Raw genomic sequence first — 21640 nt, forward strand, 5'->3', positions numbered from 1 at the left:
TGAGAACGTGATCGGCGGTGGTGGTGACGACATCCTGACCGGCGACAGCAGTAACAACCAGCTGACCGGCGGTGGCGGTGACGACACCCTGATGGGTGGCACCGGTGCGACCACCGGCGCAGACACGCTGGACGGCGGGGCCCATGGCGCCAACGGCGACACGGTGGACTACAGCCAGAACAGTGCATGGGTTTCGGTTGATCTTTCTGTCACGAGTGATCAGGTTCGTGAAGCGGGTGTTTTGACGGATACCCTGATTGATATTGAAAATGTCATTGGGTCAGTCGCCGACGATACGTTGACTGGCAATACCTCGGCTAATGTCCTGTCGGGTGGCGGTGGCGATGATGTTTTAAGTGGTAATCATGGAGCCGACACTCTCAACGGTGGCAATGACAACGATGTCCTCAGTGGGGGAGCCGGTTCAGACACGCTGAATGGCGGTACCGGCACCGATAGGGCGGATTACAGCGATAACACCGATGAGGTGGTGGTTGATCTGTCGGCGGACACGGTGCGGGCCATGGAAGGTGGTGTACTGACTGATACATTGACCAGTATTGAGAACGTCACCGGTGGCAGTGGAAACGACACGTTGACTGGCGATGATGCTGTTAACGTTCTTGATGGTGGTGCCGGTGATGACACCCTGAAAGGTGGCTTGGGGGCCGATGACCTGGATGGTGGCAGCAATACCGCTGTAGGTGACACTGTTGATTACACGGATGCGACAGGTGACGTCACCGTTGATCTGTCTGTCGCTTCGCCACAGGCACTTATCGTTGGTGAAGCTTCAGACACATTGTCCAACATAGAGAATATTGATGGCGCCAGCGGCCACGCTAACACGCTGACCGGTAACAATGTGGCGAACACCCTGCGTGGTGGCGGCCAGGATGACACCCTGATCGGTAATGCGGGTGAGGATACCCTGGAAGGCAGCGGCGGCGCCGATACCCTGGACGGTGGCGCGAATGCAGATACCCTCGACGGTGGGGATGGCAATGACATTCTTAAGGGTGGCACTGGTGCGGATATCCTGCGCGGTGGTGCGGATGAGGATACGGCGGATTACAGTGACGCCACCACTGTGGTAACGGCAAATCTGTCGGCGGCTTCCCCACAAGCCATCGTTGCAGGTGATGCCACCGATACATTGGACAGTATTGAGAATCTCATCGGCGGTAGTGCAGGCGACACCCTGACCGGTAGCAGCGCGGTCAATACGTTACAGGGTGGTGATGGTAATGACACGCTGTCTGGTTTAGGCAATGCAGATACCCTGGAAGGTGGTGATGGTGATGACACCCTGCGTGGTGGTGAGGGCAGCGACACATTAACGGGCGGTAACAACGGCGAATCCAATGGGGATACTGCAGATTACAGTACTCACCTGAGAAAAATTACGGTTGATCTGGACACTGGAAGCGGAAGTGGTTCAGCAACAGACAGCACTTCAGACACAGATACGTTAACAGGAATAGAAAATGTTATTGGCACCAACTGGGACGATGACATTACTGGTGATAACAACGTCAATACCCTGAGCGGTGGCGGCGATGCCGATACTCTTCGGGGTGAAGGCGGCAATGATACCCTGCTGGGGGGGGCTGGTAATGACACGCTGATTGGTGGCAGTGGTAATGACACATTTAATGGCGGTGATGATGTCGATACGGCCAGTTATGCAGACAGTCTTGTTGATATCAGTGCCAACCTGAAGACAGGATCAGGCAGTGATGGGCTGGGTGGAGTTGATACGTATATAGCTGTCGAAAATGTGATTGGCGGTGCGGGTGACGATACCCTGATCGGGTCAGACAGTGGCACTGTAGGCAATCAACTGACCGGTGGAGATGGGGACGATACGCTCACCGGCGGTGGTGGTGACGACATACTGGATGGTGGTGAAACCGATGAAACCCTGGGTGATACGGTTGACTTCAGTGATACCGGCAGCGTAGGGGTAACCGCGAATCTTGCCGATGGCACCGCCACTGACAGCCTGGGTGGCAGTGATACCCTGCTTAACATTGAGAACCTCACCGGAACCAATGACGCTGACAGCCTGACGGGCGATGCAAGCGCCAACACCCTGAAAGGCATGGAGGGTGATGACACCCTGATCGGCGGAGATGGTAACGACACCCTGAATGGTGGTGAAGGCGCTGAAACCAATGGTGATACCGCGGATTACAGTGCAGCCACCGTCGGTCAGGATCTGACAATCAACCTGAGTAGCAGCACTGCTACCGACCAGTTTGGGGCTACGGATACGCTTGAGGATATCGAGAACGTCACCGCAGGTGCTGGTGATGACACCCTGACCGGTGACAACGGGAATAATGTGCTGACCGGTAACGCCGGTGATGATGTGCTGATCGGTGGTGTTGGCTCATCTACCGGCGCAGATACCCTCAATGGTGGCAGCCACGGTGCGGGTGGCGATACGGCGGATTACAGCCTTAATACCAGTGGTATCGAAGTGAATCTTTCCGCTGGCAGTAATCAGGTGAAAGAGGGCGGTCTTGCGACAGATACCCTGATTGATATTGAAAATGTAAACGGCACCGGAAGTGATGACCTGCTGACAGGTGATGATGAGGTTAATGTCCTTACCGGTAACGGTGGTGTAGATACCCTACGGGGAAATGATGGCGATGACACTCTCAATGGTGGTGCCGAAAACGATATTCTGGACGGCGGTGCTGGCAGCGATACCCTCAATGGCGGTGCCGGCAATGATACTGCGGATTACAGCAATAACACTGAGGTTGTGACGGTCAACCTTTCTCTCACTAATAACAAGGTGACGGAAAATGGTGTTGTAACTGATGTCCTCGACAGTATTGAAAATGTCACCGGTGGTACTGCCGGCGATACCCTGACGGGTGATGGCAATGCCAATGTCCTGAGAGGCGGGGACGGTGATGACATTCTGGCCGGCGGTCTTGGCGGTGACACACTGGAAGGGGGCGATAATAATGCCGGCGGTGATACCGCTGACTATACCTCTGCTGGCGGGGCCGTCACCATAGATCTGTCGGTTGGATCACCGACCGCCATTGTCACGGGGGATGCACCGGATTCACTGACCGGTATAGAAAATATCTGGGGCGGTGACCTGGGTAACAGCCTGACTGGTGACAATCAGAATAATCTCCTGCGCGGTGGAACACTGACCGATACCCTGATCGGTAATGGCGGTGCAGATACCCTGGAAGGACAGGCCGGCGCTGATAGCCTTGACGGTGGTGCCGGTGATGACACGCTGGATGGCGGGGATGGCGATGACACCCTCAAAGGGGGATTGGGTGCCGATACACTGCGTGGTGGTTTGGATAACGATACCGCTGATTACAGTGATGCGATTGGCGATGTGGATGCTGATCTGTCTGCTGTCAGCCCCCAGGCAATCGTGTCCGGTGATGCAACGGATACCCTGGAAAGCATCGAAAACCTGATTGGTGGTACCGGCGATGATTCTCTGATCGGCAACAGTATTGCCAATACCCTGCAAGGCGGCAGTGGTACTGACACATTATCTGGTAATGATGGTGATGATGTTCTCGAAGGTGGCGATGGGGACGATACGCTCAGGGGAGGAGAAGGCAGTGATACCCTGCGTGGAGGTGAGAACCTTGAAACCAATGGGGACACTGTCGATTACAGTGCCCACCTGCGTGCCATAACGGTTGACCTTGATGCTGGCAATGCAACCGATGCCACAACCGATGTTGATACGCTGGAAGATATCGAAAATGTCATCGGATCAACCCGTGGCGACACACTAATTGGTGATGCAGATAACAATACACTTAACGGCGGTGATGGCGGTGATACTTTCACCGGAGGTGCCGGTAATGATGTGATTATCGGTGGTGATGACGCCAGCACGGATGTGGTGGATTATTCCGCCCAAACCACTAATGTCACCATCGATCTGGAAAATCAGGGTATCAACAACGACGGCCAGGGCGGCATAGATACTTTAACCGGTATAGAAGAATTCATTGGCGGCTCTGGTAGTGACACCATCAGTGGTGACAGTAATGCTCAGACCATCAGAGGTGGGAGCGGAAACGATATCCTTACTGGGCGCGATGGCGATGACACCCTCATCGGTGGTAGCAATGATGACAGGCTCTCTGGCGGAGCCGGGCAGGATACATTAACTGGTGGTGGTGGTAATGACACGGTTGATTACAGCTATCAAACGATAGAAGTCGTCACTGTTGATCTTTCCGCCGACCAGGCAACGGAAGGAAGCATTACTGAAACCCTGAGCAGTATTGAAAATGCTATCGGTGGTGCGCTGAACGATACCCTGACCGGCAGTGATTCAGCCAACAACCTGAGTGGTGGCGGTGGTGATGATATTCTTCGGGGCGGTGATGGCGCTGATACCCTCGATGGCGGTACGACTGGCGAGACTAATGGTGATACCGCAGATTACAGTCTGGATAATGGTGCGGTCACGATTGACCTTGATGGCATTTCGACGGATGGCAATGGTGACCAGGACACACTGCTTAATATCGAAAATGTCATAGGCAGTGATCACGATGATTCCCTGACCGGTAACAACAGCGTCAACAATCTGCAGGGCGGATTAGGCGACGATTTCCTCTCCGGTGAAGATGGTGCGGACACGCTTGATGGTGGTGGTGAAAACGATACGCTGAGAGGCGGTGATGGTGCCGATACCCTGCAGGGTGGATCAGGCATTGATACCGCTGATTACAGCCAGGATGGCCTGGCGGGTGTCACCGTCGATCTTTCCGTTGAAGCGGGTATGACGCCCGCCACGGCCATTGATGGTTCCGGTACGACTGACTCACTGTTCAGTATTGAAAATGTTATCGGCAGTCAGGGTGCTGATACGATAACGGGTAATGATCAGGCGAACCTGCTTCAGGGCGGTGACGGTGCAGATACCCTGAGCGGTGGTGCCGAAGACGATACGCTGGAAGGCCAGGTTGGTGATGACATCCTTAAAGGCGGCGCAGGCGATGATACGCTGGATGGCGGCGCAGGTCTGGAAGATACCGCGGATTACAGTGATGAGACCGGTAATGTCACCGTCGACCTTTCGGCTTCCGCACCTCAGGCAACAGATGGCACCGGTGGTTCTGACACATTAATTGGTATTGAAAACGTCAACGGTGGTTCCGGGGCGGATCAGCTGACCGGGGATGCCAATGAAAACCGGCTGGATGGCGGCGCAGGAGATGACATCCTGGTGGGTGGCCAGGGCGCGGATGAGCTGATCGGCGGTGATGACATCGATACTGCGGATTACAGCTCCAGCAATCTCTTTGTGAACGTTAATCTGCAGACCGGTACAGCGTCAGCAGATGGTTTCGGTTTCTCGGATACGCTCAGTGGCATTGAGAATGTCATCGGCAGTAATGGCGACGATACGCTTACGGGTAACGCAGAAAATAATGAACTGTCCGGTGGGCTGGGAAGCGACACATTCTCCGGGGGACAGGGGGATGACACGTTCCGTGGTGGCAGTGATGGCAGTGATGAAAACACCGTAGATTATACCAATGCAGCAGGCGCGGTTACCGCGAACCTGACCGATGGCATGGCAACGGATGATGGCGACAGTGGTCAGGATACCTTCGTCGATATTGATAACCTTCGTGGCAGTGGCAACGATGACTTCCTGACCGGGGATGGAAATGCCAATGATCTCTATGGCGGTGCCGGTGATGACAACCTGAAGGGCCGTGCAGGGAATGACCGTCTGGAAGGTGGTGCGAATACCGCCGTGGGAGATACCGCTGATTACTCCCTGGCCGCCAATGCAGTCAACGCCAACCTTACCATTAATAAAGCTACGGATGACGGTGATTCCGGGCAGGATGATCTGATAGAGATTGAGAATATTACCGGCAGTAGCTCCCACGATGCGCTGACCGGTGATAATAACGCCAACACTCTGAAAGGCATGAATGGGAACGATACCCTTAACGGTGGTGGCGGAGCCGATACGCTCGAAGGGGGTGACGGTTCTGACACGATTGTGGGAGGAGAAGGGGCGGACACCATTGATGGTGGCAGCGGAACGGGAATCGACACCGTTGATTACTCCACTGATCAGGATGCCAACAGTGATGGAGTGGGCGTTATTCTGGATCTTTCCGCCGCGTCCGATCATGCGACTGACGGCAGTGGTGCCATTGACCAGGTTAACAACATTGAAAACGTCATCGGTAGTAACTTCAAGGATACCCTGACCGGTGATGCCGGTGTTAACAGCCTGTCCGGTGGTCTGGAGGATGACATCCTGGCCGGTGGGGCTGGCGCTGATACGCTGGATGGCGGCACCGAAGGCAGTGGTGGTGACACGGTAGACTATACCGAGGCGTCCGGTTTTGTAACGGCGGATCTTTCCGGCTCTACTGATACCGCGATTGTTGATGGCGATGCCACAGATACGCTGATTGACATTGAAAATATCACGGGTAGCGCGTTTGCCGATACCCTCACCGGTGATGGTGGTGCCAATACGTTATTGGGAAATGACGATGATGACATCCTCAGTGGCGGAGGTGGTGATGACACGCTGGAGGGCGGCTTGGGCGCCGATATCCTCAATGGTGGTCAGGCTGCGGATACGCTTCGGGGGGATGCTGGCGATGATATCCTGACCGGCGGCAGTGGCGATGACATCCTGGAAGGCGGGGATGATGCGGATAGCATTGACGGTGGCTCCGGTGCTGACCAGATCAAAGGTGGCGATGGAACGGATACCGCTGATTACAGCAATGATGCCAACAGCATAACCGTTGACCTCGCAGCAGTGACTCCCAATGCGACCGATGGCTCAGGTTCTACCGATACGCTGGAAAGCATCGAAAACATTATCGGCAGTGCCGGTGGCGATACGATTACCGGTGATGATGAGATTAACCTGCTGCAAGGAGGGGATGGCGACGACAGATTACGGGGTGGCGGCGCCGGCGATACCCTGGAAGGTGGCAATAACGCCGATACCCTCTATGGCGATGCCGGTGACGACACCCTGAACGGTGGTAATGGTAGCGATACCCTTGATGGTGGTATCGGCAGCGACACCCTGAATGGCGGTGATGGGAACGATACGGCGGACTACAGCCTGGCATCGGGCAGTGTGAATGCCGATATTTCCGGTGTAACCGATACTGTCATTGTGGGCAGTGACACCGATACCCTGACCAGTATTGAAAACATTACAGGCAGTACGCACGCTGATGTCATCACCGGTGATGACGATGTGAACGTGCTACGCGGTAATGCGAACAACGATACCCTGTATGGCAATGCCGAAGACGATGAACTGTATGGCGAAGATGGCGATGATACGCTGATTGGTGGCAGTGGCAGTGATGTGCTCAATGGTGGTGAGGGCAGTGAAACGAACGGTGATACGGTGGATTACACCAGCCATGGCCGTGCCGTCAACGTTGATCTCGGTGCCGGTACTGCCACGGATGGCACGGCGGATACTGATACCCTGACCGATATCGAAAACATCAAGGGCAGTGGATTGGGTGATACGCTGACCGGTGATCTTAATGCCAATGTCATCGAAGGCCAGAATGGCAATGACACCATCAACGGTAATGCCGGTGCTGACAATCTGCTGGGCGGCAGTGGTGATGACATCCTGATTGGCGGTCTTGGCGGTGATACGCTTAATGGTGGCACCACCGGTGAAACGGACGGTGATACCGCCGATTACAGCAGTGCATCCGATTCTGTCAATGCAGACCTTTCCCTTGGCACACCTCAGGCTTCCGTCAGTGGCGATGCCACCGATACGCTGATCAGCATTGAGAACCTCCGTGGCAGTGACCATGTCGATACATTAACCGGTGATAACAATGCCAATGACCTTTATGGTGGATCGTCCGGTGATACGCTGACCGGCAATGGCGGTGTCGATCTGCTTTATGGTGAAAGCGGCGATGATGTGCTGGTTGGCGGTGACGGGGCAGATACCCTCAATGGTGGTACGGGTGGCGAATCAGCAGGGGATACTGCCGATTACAGCGCCAGAACCACTGCTGTGACGATCAATCTGCAAAACCAGGCACTGAATAATGATGGTAACGGTGGTCAGGATACCCTGGTGAACGTGGAAAACATCACAGGGGGTACTGGTGCCGATACCCTGACCGGTGATGGTGGCCGTAATGTCCTCACAGGTAATGATGGGGATGACATACTGGCCGGTGGTGGCGGTAACGACCGTTTGGTAGGTGGCGGTGGCGCCGATGTCGACACGGCTGATTACAGTAATGCTGCCGGTGTGGTGGTGGCAAACCTGGGTGATTCTGAAGCAACTGTTGATGGCGATGGCGGTACGGATGAACTCATTGATATTGAGAACCTGATTGGTGGCGGCAGCGGCGACACTCTGACCGGAGATACTGAAGATAACCTGCTGCAGGGCGGTGGTGGCAATGACACCCTGAATGGCATGGCCGGTGGCGATACCCTGGAAGGCGGGGACAATGACGATACCCTGACCGGTGGTGCCGGCATTGATATCCTGCGTGGCGGAAATGGCACAGATACAGCCGACTATACCGATGCATTGAATGGTGTCACCGTAGATTTAACGGCTGTGGGAAACGAAGCGTCAGACGACGGTTATTTCTCCAGCGACACACTGGATAGCATTGAGAATGTCATCGGTAGCCAGAACGGTGACAGTCTGACTGGTGATGCGTTGAATAACACACTGACCGGTTTGGGCGGTGCAGATAACCTTTCCGGTGGTGGCGGTGTAGATACCCTGGAGGGTGGCACCGGCGATGACACACTCAATGGTGGCACCGGTGGTGACACTTTACTGGGAGGTGCCGGCAATGATGACCTCACCGGTGAAGCTGGCGCCGACACCCTTGAAGGGGGAGACAATGATGACACGTTACGTGGCGGCAGCGGAAATGACACGCTGAGAGGCGATGCGGGCAACGATACGGTCGATTACAGCGGTGTAACAGGTATTGTGACAGCCAGCCTGCTGGATAATGAAGCGACCAGTGATGGCGACAGCGGTCAGGATACCCTTGAGAATATTGAGAACCTGATTGGTGGTACCCAGGGTGATTCACTGACCGGTAATAATCTGGGCAACCGGCTGGAGGGACGTGAAGGCAATGATGTCCTCAAGGGCGGCCTGGGTAACGATGTACTCATCGGTGGTGATGACGGCGGCACAACCGATCGTGCGGATTATGATGATGCCACGGACAGTGTCACGGTCAACCTGACGACAGGAACCGCCTCCGGCGCCAATGGTAATGACACGTTGACCGGTATTGAGGACCTCAAGGGCAGTAACCATGATGACACCCTGACCGGAAGCAGTGTTGCCAATGTCATAGAAGGATTGGATGGTGCTGACACCATCCGGGGCGAAGGTGCAGCGGATACGCTCCACGGTGGTGATCAGAACGACACCCTGTTTGGTGGCACGGGTGATGACACCGTCAATGGTGATGCCAATGATGACACCATCAGCGGTGGTGCAGGAAACGATACCCTGAATGGCGGCGCTGATTTCGATACGCTGGATTACAGTGATTACAGCAATGGCCTGACCGTTAACCTCAATCTCACCCAGGTCAATGCGGGTGCTGATGATGTGGATACCATCAGCAACTTTGAAGCTGCCAGTACCGGCAGTGGTAATGACACACTGGTGGGTACAACGGTAGCCAATACGCTCACAGGGAATGCCGGTACCGATAACATCACGGGCGGTGATGGCGATGACACACTCAATGGCGGTGAGGGTGATGACACCTTCGTAGAAGGTTCCGGCAGCGACACCATTGATGGTGGCGATGATACGGATACCGTTGATTACAGTAACCTTGGCGCCGGGCAGTCTGTTCAGGCAACCCTGGTACTGGGGGGGGATGGTACCGCGATCTCCGGAGCAGATACTGATGTATTACGCAATATTGAAAATATCATTGGTACCAATTCCAACGATACCCTGACCGGTAATGCCGTGGTTAACGTACTGACCGGAGGCCTGGGTGACGACACCCTGACCGGTGGCGCGGGCAGCGACACACTGAATGGCGGCGACAACACTGACCGTGACACTGCCGACTACTCTTCGAACACCAGCACACAACACATAGTTATCAATCTCGGCAACCAGGCGCTGAATAACGATGGCCAGAGTGGTGTGGATACCCTGAACGGTATTGAAATTATTCGCGGTGGCGCCGGGGATGACCAGATAACGGGTGATGCCGAAGACAATGATTTTTATGGCAACAGTGGTACCGATACCCTGATCGGTGGCAATGGTAATGACAAACTCTACGGTGGTGATCAGAACGACAGCCTGCAGGGTGGTGAAGGCACGGATACGCTCGATGGCGGTTCAGGTACAGACACGGTGGATTACACCGATGCCACCGGCGATGTTGAAGTGAATCTCACGACTAACCGGGCCCGGGAAGGCGGAGTCCTGACCGATTCCCTGAATGAAGTTGAGAATATCCTGTCCGGCGATCATAACGATACGCTGATCGGCAGTGGTGGCTTGAACCGCATTGAAGGCGGCCAGGGAGATGACAACATCACCGGTGGCGCGAGTGATGACCAGCTGTTCGGTAACGAGGGTGCGGATACCTTCTTTGAAGGTTCCGGTAGTGACACCATTGACGGTGGCACAGACGTCGATACCGTTGATTACAGTTCCGTAGTGGGTAATGAACTCACGGTTGATCTGGATGATGGTTCGGGTGGCGATACCGGTTCAGTCACTTTCAGCGGTAATTCCGATATCGATACCCTGATTGATATTGAGAATGTCACAGGTACCGATGAAAACGACGACATTACCGGTAACAGCGAAGATAACGTGCTGGCCGGTGGTGCGGGTGATGACCGGCTGGTTGGCGATGCGGGTGACGATACCCTGGATGGTGGCGCCGAAGGTGCTGGCGGTGATACGGCGGACTATGGCTACCAGACGAACGATGTCCTGATCAATCTGGCGGATAACACCAATAACAATGATGGACATGGTGGTCAGGATACTCATATCGATATTGAGAATATTACAGCAGGTTCGGGTAATGACACCCTGACCGGTGATACGCAGGACAATATCCTCGACGGTGGTGCGGGCAATGATAAGCTTGCCGGCGGTGCCGGTGACGATACCCTCAATGGTAATGGCGATGTTGATACGGTTGACTACAGTAGTGCAGTTTCCGGGCTGACGGTTGATCTATCGAGTCCTGCACTGGTGAATGACACGCTGGGTGGACAGGATACCCTGCAATCTATTGAAAACATCATTGGCGGTGACCATGCCGATACCCTCACCGGCAGCAGTGACGCGAACCTTATCCAGGGTGGGCTGCAGAACGATACACTGAATGGTCTGGGTGGTACCGATACCCTGGAAGGGGGTGATGGCGACGACACCCTTAACGGTGGTAACGACATCGACACACTCCGTGGTGGCAACAATAACGACACCCTGACCGGTGGCGCTGGCAACGATAACCTGTTCGGTGATGCTGGCAGTGATACGGCAGATTACAGTGCAGAGTCGCAGGCCGTTACCATCAACCTGTCCAACCAGTCTGTGAATAATGATGGCCAGGGCGGCAGAGATACCCTGAACAGTGTCGAGAACCTTTCCGGTGGTTCCAATAATGATTCACTGACGGGGGATAACCTCGGCAACATTCTCCATGGTAATGCGGGTAATGACGTACTGAGTGGTGGTGGCGGTGTCGATCAGCTCTTTGGTGATGCCGATGATGACACCCTGATGGGCGGTGCCGGTAGTGATACGCTGGATGGTGGTGGTGGAACCGGCGATACGGCAGATTACACCGGGCATGGCAGTGCCGTAACCGTAACGCTTACTGATGGCGGCGCCGGCAGTGGTACGGCGACGGATGCGGGTACCAGCGATACCGATACGCTTGCAGGCATAGAAAACCTGACCGGTAGCAGTGGTGATGACACGTTAACCGGTAATGACCTGGCCAACGTGCTCCATGGCGGTGATGGTGCGGATACGCTTAAGGGCGGTGATGGCGCTGATATTCTGCGTGGTGGTAACGAAAGTACTGATACCAGTAATGCGGATGTGGCTGACTATAGCGGCGCCACAGGTGCTTTGACCATTGACCTGGCCAGTGAAGAAGCCACCAATGACGGCTTCGGGAACCGTGATGATGTCATTGGCATTGAGCGGGTCATAGGGACATCACATGATGATTCCATTCGTGGTGATGCGGTAAGCAATCATCTGACCGGCGGTAATGGTAACGATACCCTCTATGGTGCCGGTGGTGTTGATACGCTAACCGGCGGTGATGATGCGGGAACCGTTGATACGGCTGATTACAGCAGTGCCAATAGTGCCGTCAATGTGAATCTGCTGGGAGGTGTCGCTTCAAATGATGGTGACGGCTCCAATGACATTCTGGTCGGTATTGAGAATGTGATTGGTACCAGCAATGGTGACACCATCGCTGGTGATGACAATGCCAACAGGATTGAAGGTGGCAACAGCAGTGACACACTGACAGGGAATGGCGGTGATGATGAATTGTTTGGCGGTGAGGGCAATGACATTCTCGACGGTGGTCTGGGGGTCGATACGCTGAATGGCGGGCTTGGCAATGACCGGGTCGACTACAGTGCGTTCACCGGTTCACTGGTGATTGACCGGTCTGCCGGCGGCGATACCTTCCAGGTGGATCTGGGCGGCGGTAATGTCGATACCCTGATCAGCATTGAAGATCTGGTGCTGGGTGAAGGAAATGATCACATCATCGGCGACAACACCGATAACCGCTATGACGGCGGTATCGGGAATGACACCCTCGAAGGTCGAGGCGGCGATGATATCCTCAATGGTGATGAAGGCAATGACACCCTCCAGGGGGGCGATGGCAGCGATACCATGGATGGTGGTGAAAGCACCAACGACAACGATACCCTCGATTACTCTGATACCACTGCAGGTCTGACCATTGATCTGGGCGCCTCCAGCGTTGTGGATGTGGGTCGTGGCACGGATATTATTGCCAACTTTGAATCAGCCAACGGTGGCTCCGGCAACGATACCCTGATCGGTACCGCGGAAGTCAATATCCTCGATGGCCAGGGTGGTGATGACACACTTTATGGTGAAGCTGGTTCTGACACCCTGAAGGGCGGGACCCATGGCAGTGTCGGCGATACCGTGGATTACAGTACCCATGGCAGCAGTGTCACTGTCACACTGGGCGCCGGTGGTAATGGCACAGCGTTTGATGGCACCGATACGGATACACTGGAAGGCATTGAAAACATCAATGGTACGTCTGGCAGCGATACGCTGACCGGTAATGATGAGGTCAACACCATCAATGGTAATGGTGGTGTGGATACCATCAATGCCGGTGGTGAGGCAGATACCGTGAATGGTGGTGCCGGTGCCGACATTCTTAACGGTGATGCAGGTGCTGACACCATTCATGGCGACGGCGATGGCGATACCATCAATGGTGGTAATGATGACGATACGCTTTATGGTGATGCCGGCAATGACACACTGAACGGTGATGCCGGTGATGACACGCTTACGGTGGTACCGGTAACGATACGCTGGATGGTGGTACTGAATCGATCAACGGCGATACGGTTGATTACAGTGGCAAGGGCGCTATCACCGTTGATATGACGCTGGGTAGTAACCATGTCAGCAACGATGGTGAGGGCGGACAGGACACCCTTAATGAAATAGAAAACATTATTGGCACCAGCGGTAATGACAGTATTACCGGAAATACCGACAACAACCGGTTTGAGGGGGGCGACGGTGCTGACACCCTGAACGGTAATGCCGGTGATGACACCCTGATTGGCGGTGGTGGTGTGGATACCATCGACGGCGGTGCCGACAACGACACCATTGAGGGCAATGAAGCTGATGACTCCCTCTCAGGTGGCCAGGGAGAGGACTTCCTCAGAGGCGGCGATGGGAATGACACCCTCCTTGGGGGAGCCGACGATGATACGCTCTGGGGCGAGAACAATGACGACACCATTGATGGTGGCGCGGGTAATGATTCGATTAATGGCGGTGGCGGAACCGATACCCTGCTGCTGACCGGCGCAACGCAGGCAGTAGATATCGATCTCAGCAGCAATATGGCGGCCAACGATGGCTATGGCACCAGCGACAGCAGTATCACCTTTATCGAAAATGTCACCCTGGGCGGCAATGGTGGTGTTGTAACCGGCACAACCGGCGTGAATGTGCTGACTGGTAGCACGGGCGTGGATGAATTCCATGGTAACGGCGGCAACGACACCCTCCTCGGTAATGAAAACAATGACCGGCTGTATGGCGATGCCGGGCAGGATACCCTGGAGGGGGGAGCCGGAGATGACATCCTCGAAGGGGGATCGGAAAACGATATCCTGCGCGGTGAAGAAAACAACGATACGCTGCGTGGTGATGGAGGGCAGGATCAGTTATTCGGTGATGAAGGTGTTGATACCCTTGAAGGGGGTGATGAGGCGGATACGCTTGAGGGTGGTGATGATGGTGACTTCCTCCATGGAGGAAATGGCAACGACACCCTGAGAGGCGACGCCGGTGGGGATGAACTCAACGGCGATGCCGGTGATGACGATCTCGACGGTGGTGCGGGGGCGGACACACTGAATGGTGGTGATAATAATGACACCCTGACCGGTGGTACCGAAGACGATACCCTCAATGGGGATGCCGGTGATGACACGCTGATTGGCGGTGCCGGGGATGACATCCTGAACGGCGGCGCGGGTACAGAAGACTGGGCGGATTACAGCAGTGTCGCCGGTAATGTTGTAGCCGACCTCAGTGATACCGTTGGCACCAATGCCCAGGATGGTGAAGGCTCCAGTGATACCCTCAGCAATATCGAAAATATTCGTGGTGGTGCCCAGATTGATGATCTCACCGGTGATGCCAATGCCAACCACCTTATAGGTAATGGTGGTGATGATATCCTTTCCGGTGGTGGCGGTGCTGATCATCTGGAAGGGGGTAATGGTAATGATTATCTTACCGGTGGTGCGGGTGCGGATACCCTCGACGGGGGTGAGCAGGCCGGGGATAACGATACCGTTGACTATGCCAGTGAGACTGCCGCGGTCACCGTGGATCTCGCTTCTGCGTCACAGACTGCAACAGTCAGTGCAGTCACTGACAATCTCTCAGGTATCGAAAGTGCCGTGACCGGCAGTGGTGACGATGTACTGACCGGTAATGGTGACGCGAATACCCTGACGGGTAATGGCGGTGATGACACCATCAATGGCGGTGCCGGCAACGATACCCTGGACGGCGGCGATAATGACGACACGCTGAACGGCGGCCAGGGTGATGACAACATTGATGGCGGCAGTGGTGATAATGATCTGCTTGATCTGAGCACCGCCACCCATACCATCAACCTGGACCTGGGTGATGGCGAAGCGGTACAGGATGGCTATGGTTCATCCGACAGTACGATCATACGTATTGAACATGTCACCGGTGGTGCAAAGGCTGACAATATTACCGGTAATGCTGCGAACAATACGTTGCGTGGCGGTGGTGCTGCAGACCGTCTTTCAGGCGGGAATGGCAGTGATACCCTCTATGGTGATGGGGGGGCAGATATACTGGAAGGCAATGGTGGCGACGATACCCTCTATGGTGGTGAAGGTGATGATACAGTCACCTATGCAGATGCCAGTGCTGTTACCGTCAACCTGTCAACCAACAGTGCCACGGGGGAAGGTAATGACAGTATTTATGAAATTGAAAACGTTATCGGCAGTTTCTCGAACGATACGCTGATTGGTGACAGTGGCGCCAATAACCTGGATGGCAATAACGGTGACGATACCCTGAAAGGGGGAGCGGGTGATGATGTACTGAATGGTGGTGATCACAGCAGCCTGGGTGACACCGTGGATTACAGTGATGCCACAGGGGCTGTTACTGTCAATCTCGCAGGCCAGACGGGGAGCAGTACGGACCAGGGCAGCGATACCCTGAATAATATTGAAAATATTGTTGGCAGTAATCAAGGAGATACTCTGACGGGAAGCACGGCCAATAATACGATTGACGCGGGCACCGGCAGCGACACCCTTTATGCAACCGATGGCAGTGATACCCTGGATGGTGGCGGTGATAGCGATACGGTCGATTACAACTCGGCACATTTCAATGGCTCGGGTACTGGCATAACCGTCACGCTTAATGGTGCGTCCAACGGTTCAGCAACCCATGGCAGTGATACCGATACCCTTAAGAATATCGAGAATGTGATAGGCACCAGTAATGCCGATTCAATCACCGGTGATAGTGCCAATAACACCCTGACAGGCCTTGGTGGCAATGACACGTTGAAAGCCGGTCTTGGTACAGACACGCTGGATGGCGGCGCTGATACGGATACCGCCGATTACAGCGGGCATGCCAATTCAGGGATCACCGTAGTGCTTAATGGCAGCGGTATCGGAACGGTCAATGATGGCACCTTTACGGATACGCTCCGCAATATCGAAAACATCACAGCCACGGATGGCGTCGATACCATCACCGGTGATGATAAAGATAACGTCATTAATGCGGGTGCCCAGAACGATACCATCCACTCAAGCGCCGGAACCGATACCATTGATGGCGGCAGCGGCAGTGACACCCTCAATTACAGCACTAACTCCAGCGGCCTGACCGTCACCCTGAATGGTGCGTCTGACGGTTCGGTCTCCAAGGGGGGGAATACAGATACCGTCCGTAATATTGAAAATATCATCGGTACCAATGGTATCGATTCCATGACGGGTGATGGCAGCAATAACAGTTTTGAAGGGCATGGTAACAACGATACGTTCTTTGGTAGTGCCGGGAATGACACGCTGGATGGGGGGGCTGACACTGACACCGTCGATTACTCCACCATCAGCGGTGGTGTCACAGTGACGCTGGTGAATACCGGTGACGGCTCTGCGACCAAGACCAATGGTACGGATATCCTGAGAAACATGGAGAATGCCACAGGCACATCTGGCCAGGACACGTTAATCGGTAATGATGTCGCTAATATACTGCAGGGGGGAGCGGGTGATGATACGCTCCGCGGTGGTGCAGGCTGGGATATGCTCAATGGTGGTGCCGAAGGCTCCGCTGGTGATACGGTCGATTACAGTCAGGATAACGGTATTGTGATTGTCGATCTGTCATCCAACTTCGCCCAGGATGGCGGCGGATCCACGGATATGCTGACAGATATTGAAAACATCATCGGTTCTGATGTTGCTGCGGGTGATATTCTGCGTGGTGATGGTGAAGCCAACACCATCGATGGCGGTGGTGGAAATGACAACATCCAGGGCGGCGCAGGGGCTGACACCCTTAATGGTGGCACTGGCAATGACACCATCAACGGCAATCAGGACAACGATACGATCAACGGCGATGCCGGTGATGATTTGATCCATGGCGGGTTCGGCAGTGATACGCTCGATGGAGGGTCCAATACGGCTTTGGGTGACACGCTGGACATGGTGGGTAATGTTACAGGACCGGGCGATACACCGGACGATATCACGGTAGATCTCTCTTTAACTCCGGATGCACAGGGTTATATCACCGTTAACAAGAGTTACGGTGGTGGCACCAATACCGGTACTGACAGGGTCAAGGGTTTCGAAAATGTCAACACGGATCACGGAAATGACACCCTGATCGGCGATAATGCCAACAATGTGCTAACCAGTGGCCAGGGTGCCGATACGCTTCGTGGCCATAATGGCGATGACACGCTTAATGGCGGTACCGGCAACGATATTCTGGATGGCGGCCTCGGCGATGATACCCTCAATGGTGGTGATGATACGGATACTGCGGATTACAGTAATGATACCAACGGTGTCACCGTGAACCTGCAGACTGGCAGCGGGACGGATGGTGGTGGCAATACCGATACTCTCAACAGTATTGAGAATGTACTGGGCTCCAATTCCACCCTGATAGGCGATACCCTGACAGCCCACAGCACCATTGCCAACGTACTGGAAGGCAATGCCGGTAACGACACCCTGACGGGGTTTGCGGCCGACCAGCTAATCGGTGGTGCTGGCGACGATATTCTCAACACCAACCTGGCAGCCCTGCAGAATAGCTCCACCCGGATGGATGGTGGAGCGAATAATGACATCCTCAATCTGGATGAGGGGGAAACCTTCAATCTCAGTTCCTATACCAATCTCATCGACAACATGGAAAAAATTGATTTCACCGGTGGAAATGCCGATACCATCACTATCTCCATGAATGATGTCAGCGCCATTACGGGTAGCAACAGCCTGACCATTGATGTTGACAACGGTACCGACGGCATCACCGTGAATGATTACGACAACGTCGTGAACAACGTCAACCAGGATGTTTATACTGACAGCAGTGGCAACACAATAACCGTTAACTTCCTCTGATTTGTTCAGACAAGCCGGTTCAGAGGGCGCACAGACAATGGATTGCAGCGCCTGTTATGCTCAAATTCACACTGAAAGAGAGTTTCCTCGCTATCTGCCATTATCTCGGGGCGGATGTAGTCAATGAAGATATCGAAGCACTGATTCGGGATGGCCAGGATTTTGATCTGCGCTGTCTGGAGCGGGCGGCCAGCTATTGCGGCCTTAGCGCGATAAAAAGTCGAAGGAAACTCATTGACCTGTCAGAAGACGACTTTCCCTGTATTGTCCAGCTGAAGAAAAAGCACTTCATGATCATCACGGATTACCGTGAGGGTGAATGCTTTGTTGCCTCGGGCAAGCATAACAAGGGCATCTGGATGCCGCTGGAACGTCTGGAAGCGGTGTATTCCGGTGTGATTTACCGGTTTCAGGAAGGTGGCGCCGAGAAGCAGAAATACCGTTCCCTCATGCCGGCCTGGTTCCGGTCACAGATGGACGAACTCTGGCCACACTATGCACAGGTGTTGCTGGCAACGGTGATGGTCAACCTGCTGACACTGTCGCTGCCTCTGTTCACCAACATGGTCTTTGACAAACTGATTCCGACCTTTGCCACGGATACTCTGCTGACGCTCAGTATTGGCATGGCGGGCGTGGTGGTATTTGATTTCATCCTGCGCTGGCTGCGCAGCTATTTTGTCGATGATGCCTGCCGGATCATTGAAAAACGCAGTGAACAGTTCATCCTGGCGCGCCTGATTCAACTGAAACAAAGCGCATTGCCCGACTCGCCCGGCCGGATTACCCATGCGGTAGAAAACTTCGCCCGGGTGAAGGAGTTCCTGTCCGGAACGGTATTGCTGTCTTTGCTGGACGTTCCGTTTTTTATTCTGTTTACCCTTGTGATTGCCTTGATTGCCGGTGTAATGGCGCTGATTCCCCTGGGGATTGCACTGTGTCTGATACCCGTCACGATTTATAGCTATCGTCGGACACGCCGTTATGCCAGCCAGCTGACCCAGGCCAATAACGCCAGGACTGCCTATTTGTACGAAGTCAGCTCAGAACTGGAAGCCATCAAAACACTCGGGGCCCGCCGAAAAGCACTGGCGCGCTGGCGTTCCCTGGTGACCAACACGGCGGGTGCTTCTCTGGCGAGCAAACAATCCAATGTGCTGCTGAATACGTTGGTGATGAGCGCTACCCAGTGTGTGGTCATCGGTATGCTGGTGTTGGGTGTGTTCCAGATCTACAGCGGCAGTATTTCGCCGGGCACCCTGTTTGCCTGCATTATTCTCGGCAGCCGTGCCATTGCCCCGTTAATGAACCTGGCTATGGCGGTCAACCGGCTAAGTTTCTCCATCAAGGCGCTCAAGGAGATCAATGAACTGCTGGGGCTGACAGGTGAGGATGACAGTAATGACAAACTCAATGTGCCTACGCTGAAGGGGCATATTGAATTCGATAAGGTTTCCTATCGCTTTGAACCGTCAGAACCTGAGGTATTGAAGGATATCAGCTTCAGTATCAAACCGGGCGAGCGGGTCGCGATACTGGGCGCATCCGGTTCCGGCAAGAGCACGCTGATTCGATTGATTCAGGGACTGGTGGAACCCACAGAAGGCAATATCCTGATTGATGGCCACAATCTTAACCATCTGAATCTGGATCAGTATCGCAGTCATTGTGCAGTGGCCCCCCAGAAGCCTTCGTTGTTCAGGGGAACGCTCAAAAGTAACCTGATGCTCGGGAAAAGTTCGGCGACCACAGAGAAACTGGATGAAGCCTGTCATGCCGCCTGCTTTGATGGCTTTGTCCGACAGTGTTCCAAGGGCTACAGCCACCCGATTCAGGAGCGTGGGAGCAATCTGTCGGGTGGGCAGAAGCAAGCACTGTGTCTCTCCCGTGCGCTGCTACGGCACGGGCGCTTGTTGATGCTGGATGAACCAACCAGTGCTTATGATAATTACAGTGAAACCCTGTTCTGCCAGCGATTACCTAACATGCTGAAGGAGCACCAGACGCTGATCCTCATTACCCATCGGCATAACCTGCTACAGCTGGTGGATCGCATTATTGTGATGGCCGAGGGGCGTATTATTGCTGATGGTAGCCGTAACCGGGTGCTGGCTGAGCTGACTCAGCGACCCGTGGCTTCTACCATGTAGGAAAAGGTTTTTTCCATGATTGGTAAACCTGACCGCTGAAGCGTCAATTGTCCCTGCCAGTGACCCGGTTGACCAGCCGGGTTTTTCATGCCGATGTAATAGAACTGCTGTGCCTTGCTGCGAGTCATGGCGGGGAAGGTGTGTTTCTTGAGAAGTTGTCCATCTGGGGCAATCAGGCGCAGCGTGGCTTGATCTCCCGAGCTGAGGCCGATCAATCGTACCCAAAAGAACAGGTGTGGGCTGTCCTTTCCAGCGCCCTGGTTGAATGTGCCGGATTCTATCGCCTGATAGTCAGGTGGCCGCTGACCACTGAAGCCATGATCCAGCAAGGATCCTTGAAAGTAAGTGAGTTGTTCAAGAAGGGAGGGATGCCAGAGAGCGTTCCCGGTATTTCCACAATCCTCGTTCATAGTGGTACCGGTGAAGGGATCAATCGTCTGATCCTGATGTTTCACCTGAAAATGCACATGAGGAAATGCAGTCAGGCCTGATAGCCCTATATCCCCGAGAACCTGTCCCTGCTCAACCCAATCGCCCATCGATACTTTCAGACTGCCTTTTTTCATGTGTCCATACAGGGTTAACCAACCGTCCGGGTGCTTCAGAATTACTGCATTGCCCAGCCCGATGGCTTCAAGCTGAGCCCGTTTTTCGGGATTGAGATAGATATCCTCAACACCCTCCCGAATAGCGACGACTTCACCTTCCGCTGCAGCCAGAACGGCGACACCGGATGCCATTTGCGGGAGGTTTATCAGGCGGATATCCGTACCGGAATGACCATTGTAAGTTTGATGGTGACACTGGTAATCACGGTAAGCAGTCGAGGGATCGGTATCCACATAATTCTGGATAAAGCACTCAACGCCATAGTCACAGTCGACGGGAAAGATGAATGATGGCGTTTCCGCTACGCTGGGACCTGTTGCGAGACTGAATAACAAGAGGAATCGCCAACGTAATGGAGCCAT

General features: G+C 54.3%; 4 protein-coding genes. 3 read left to right on the top strand and 1 reads right to left on the bottom strand.

Going from position 1 to position 21640, the window contains the following annotated elements; genetic code table 11:
- The first annotated feature begins 7 nt into the window (after positions 1–7).
- From AC27K1_RS05740 to AC27K1_RS05750, 3 genes are read left to right on the top strand one after another with little or no spacing between them, the layout of a single operon-like run.
- Entirely contained in the window at positions 8–13720 is a 13713-nt protein-coding gene (locus AC27K1_RS05740) for a hypothetical protein (protein ID WP_487148999.1), read from the top strand.
- Positions 13717–18519 carry a beta strand repeat-containing protein gene (locus tag AC27K1_RS05745; protein ID WP_487149001.1) on the top strand — a complete coding sequence of 1601 codons (4803 nt, stop codon included), beginning with the start codon at positions 13717–13719 and terminating at the stop codon, positions 18517–18519. The genes AC27K1_RS05740 and AC27K1_RS05745 overlap by 4 nt, the downstream gene beginning before the upstream one ends.
- Before the next feature lie 56 nt (positions 18520–18575).
- Positions 18576–20669 (top strand): peptidase domain-containing ABC transporter, encoded by a 2094-nt coding sequence (locus AC27K1_RS05750; RefSeq protein WP_487149002.1) that lies wholly within the window; start codon positions 18576–18578, stop codon positions 20667–20669.
- Here AC27K1_RS05750 and AC27K1_RS05755 read toward each other — a convergent pair.
- Entirely contained in the window at positions 20642–21640 is a 999-nt protein-coding gene (locus AC27K1_RS05755; RefSeq protein WP_487149004.1) for a M23 family metallopeptidase, read from the bottom strand. The two genes, AC27K1_RS05750 and AC27K1_RS05755, sit on opposite strands and share 28 nt — an antisense overlap.

It is taken from the genome of Kistimonas ophiarachnellae, from assembly GCF_057552235.1.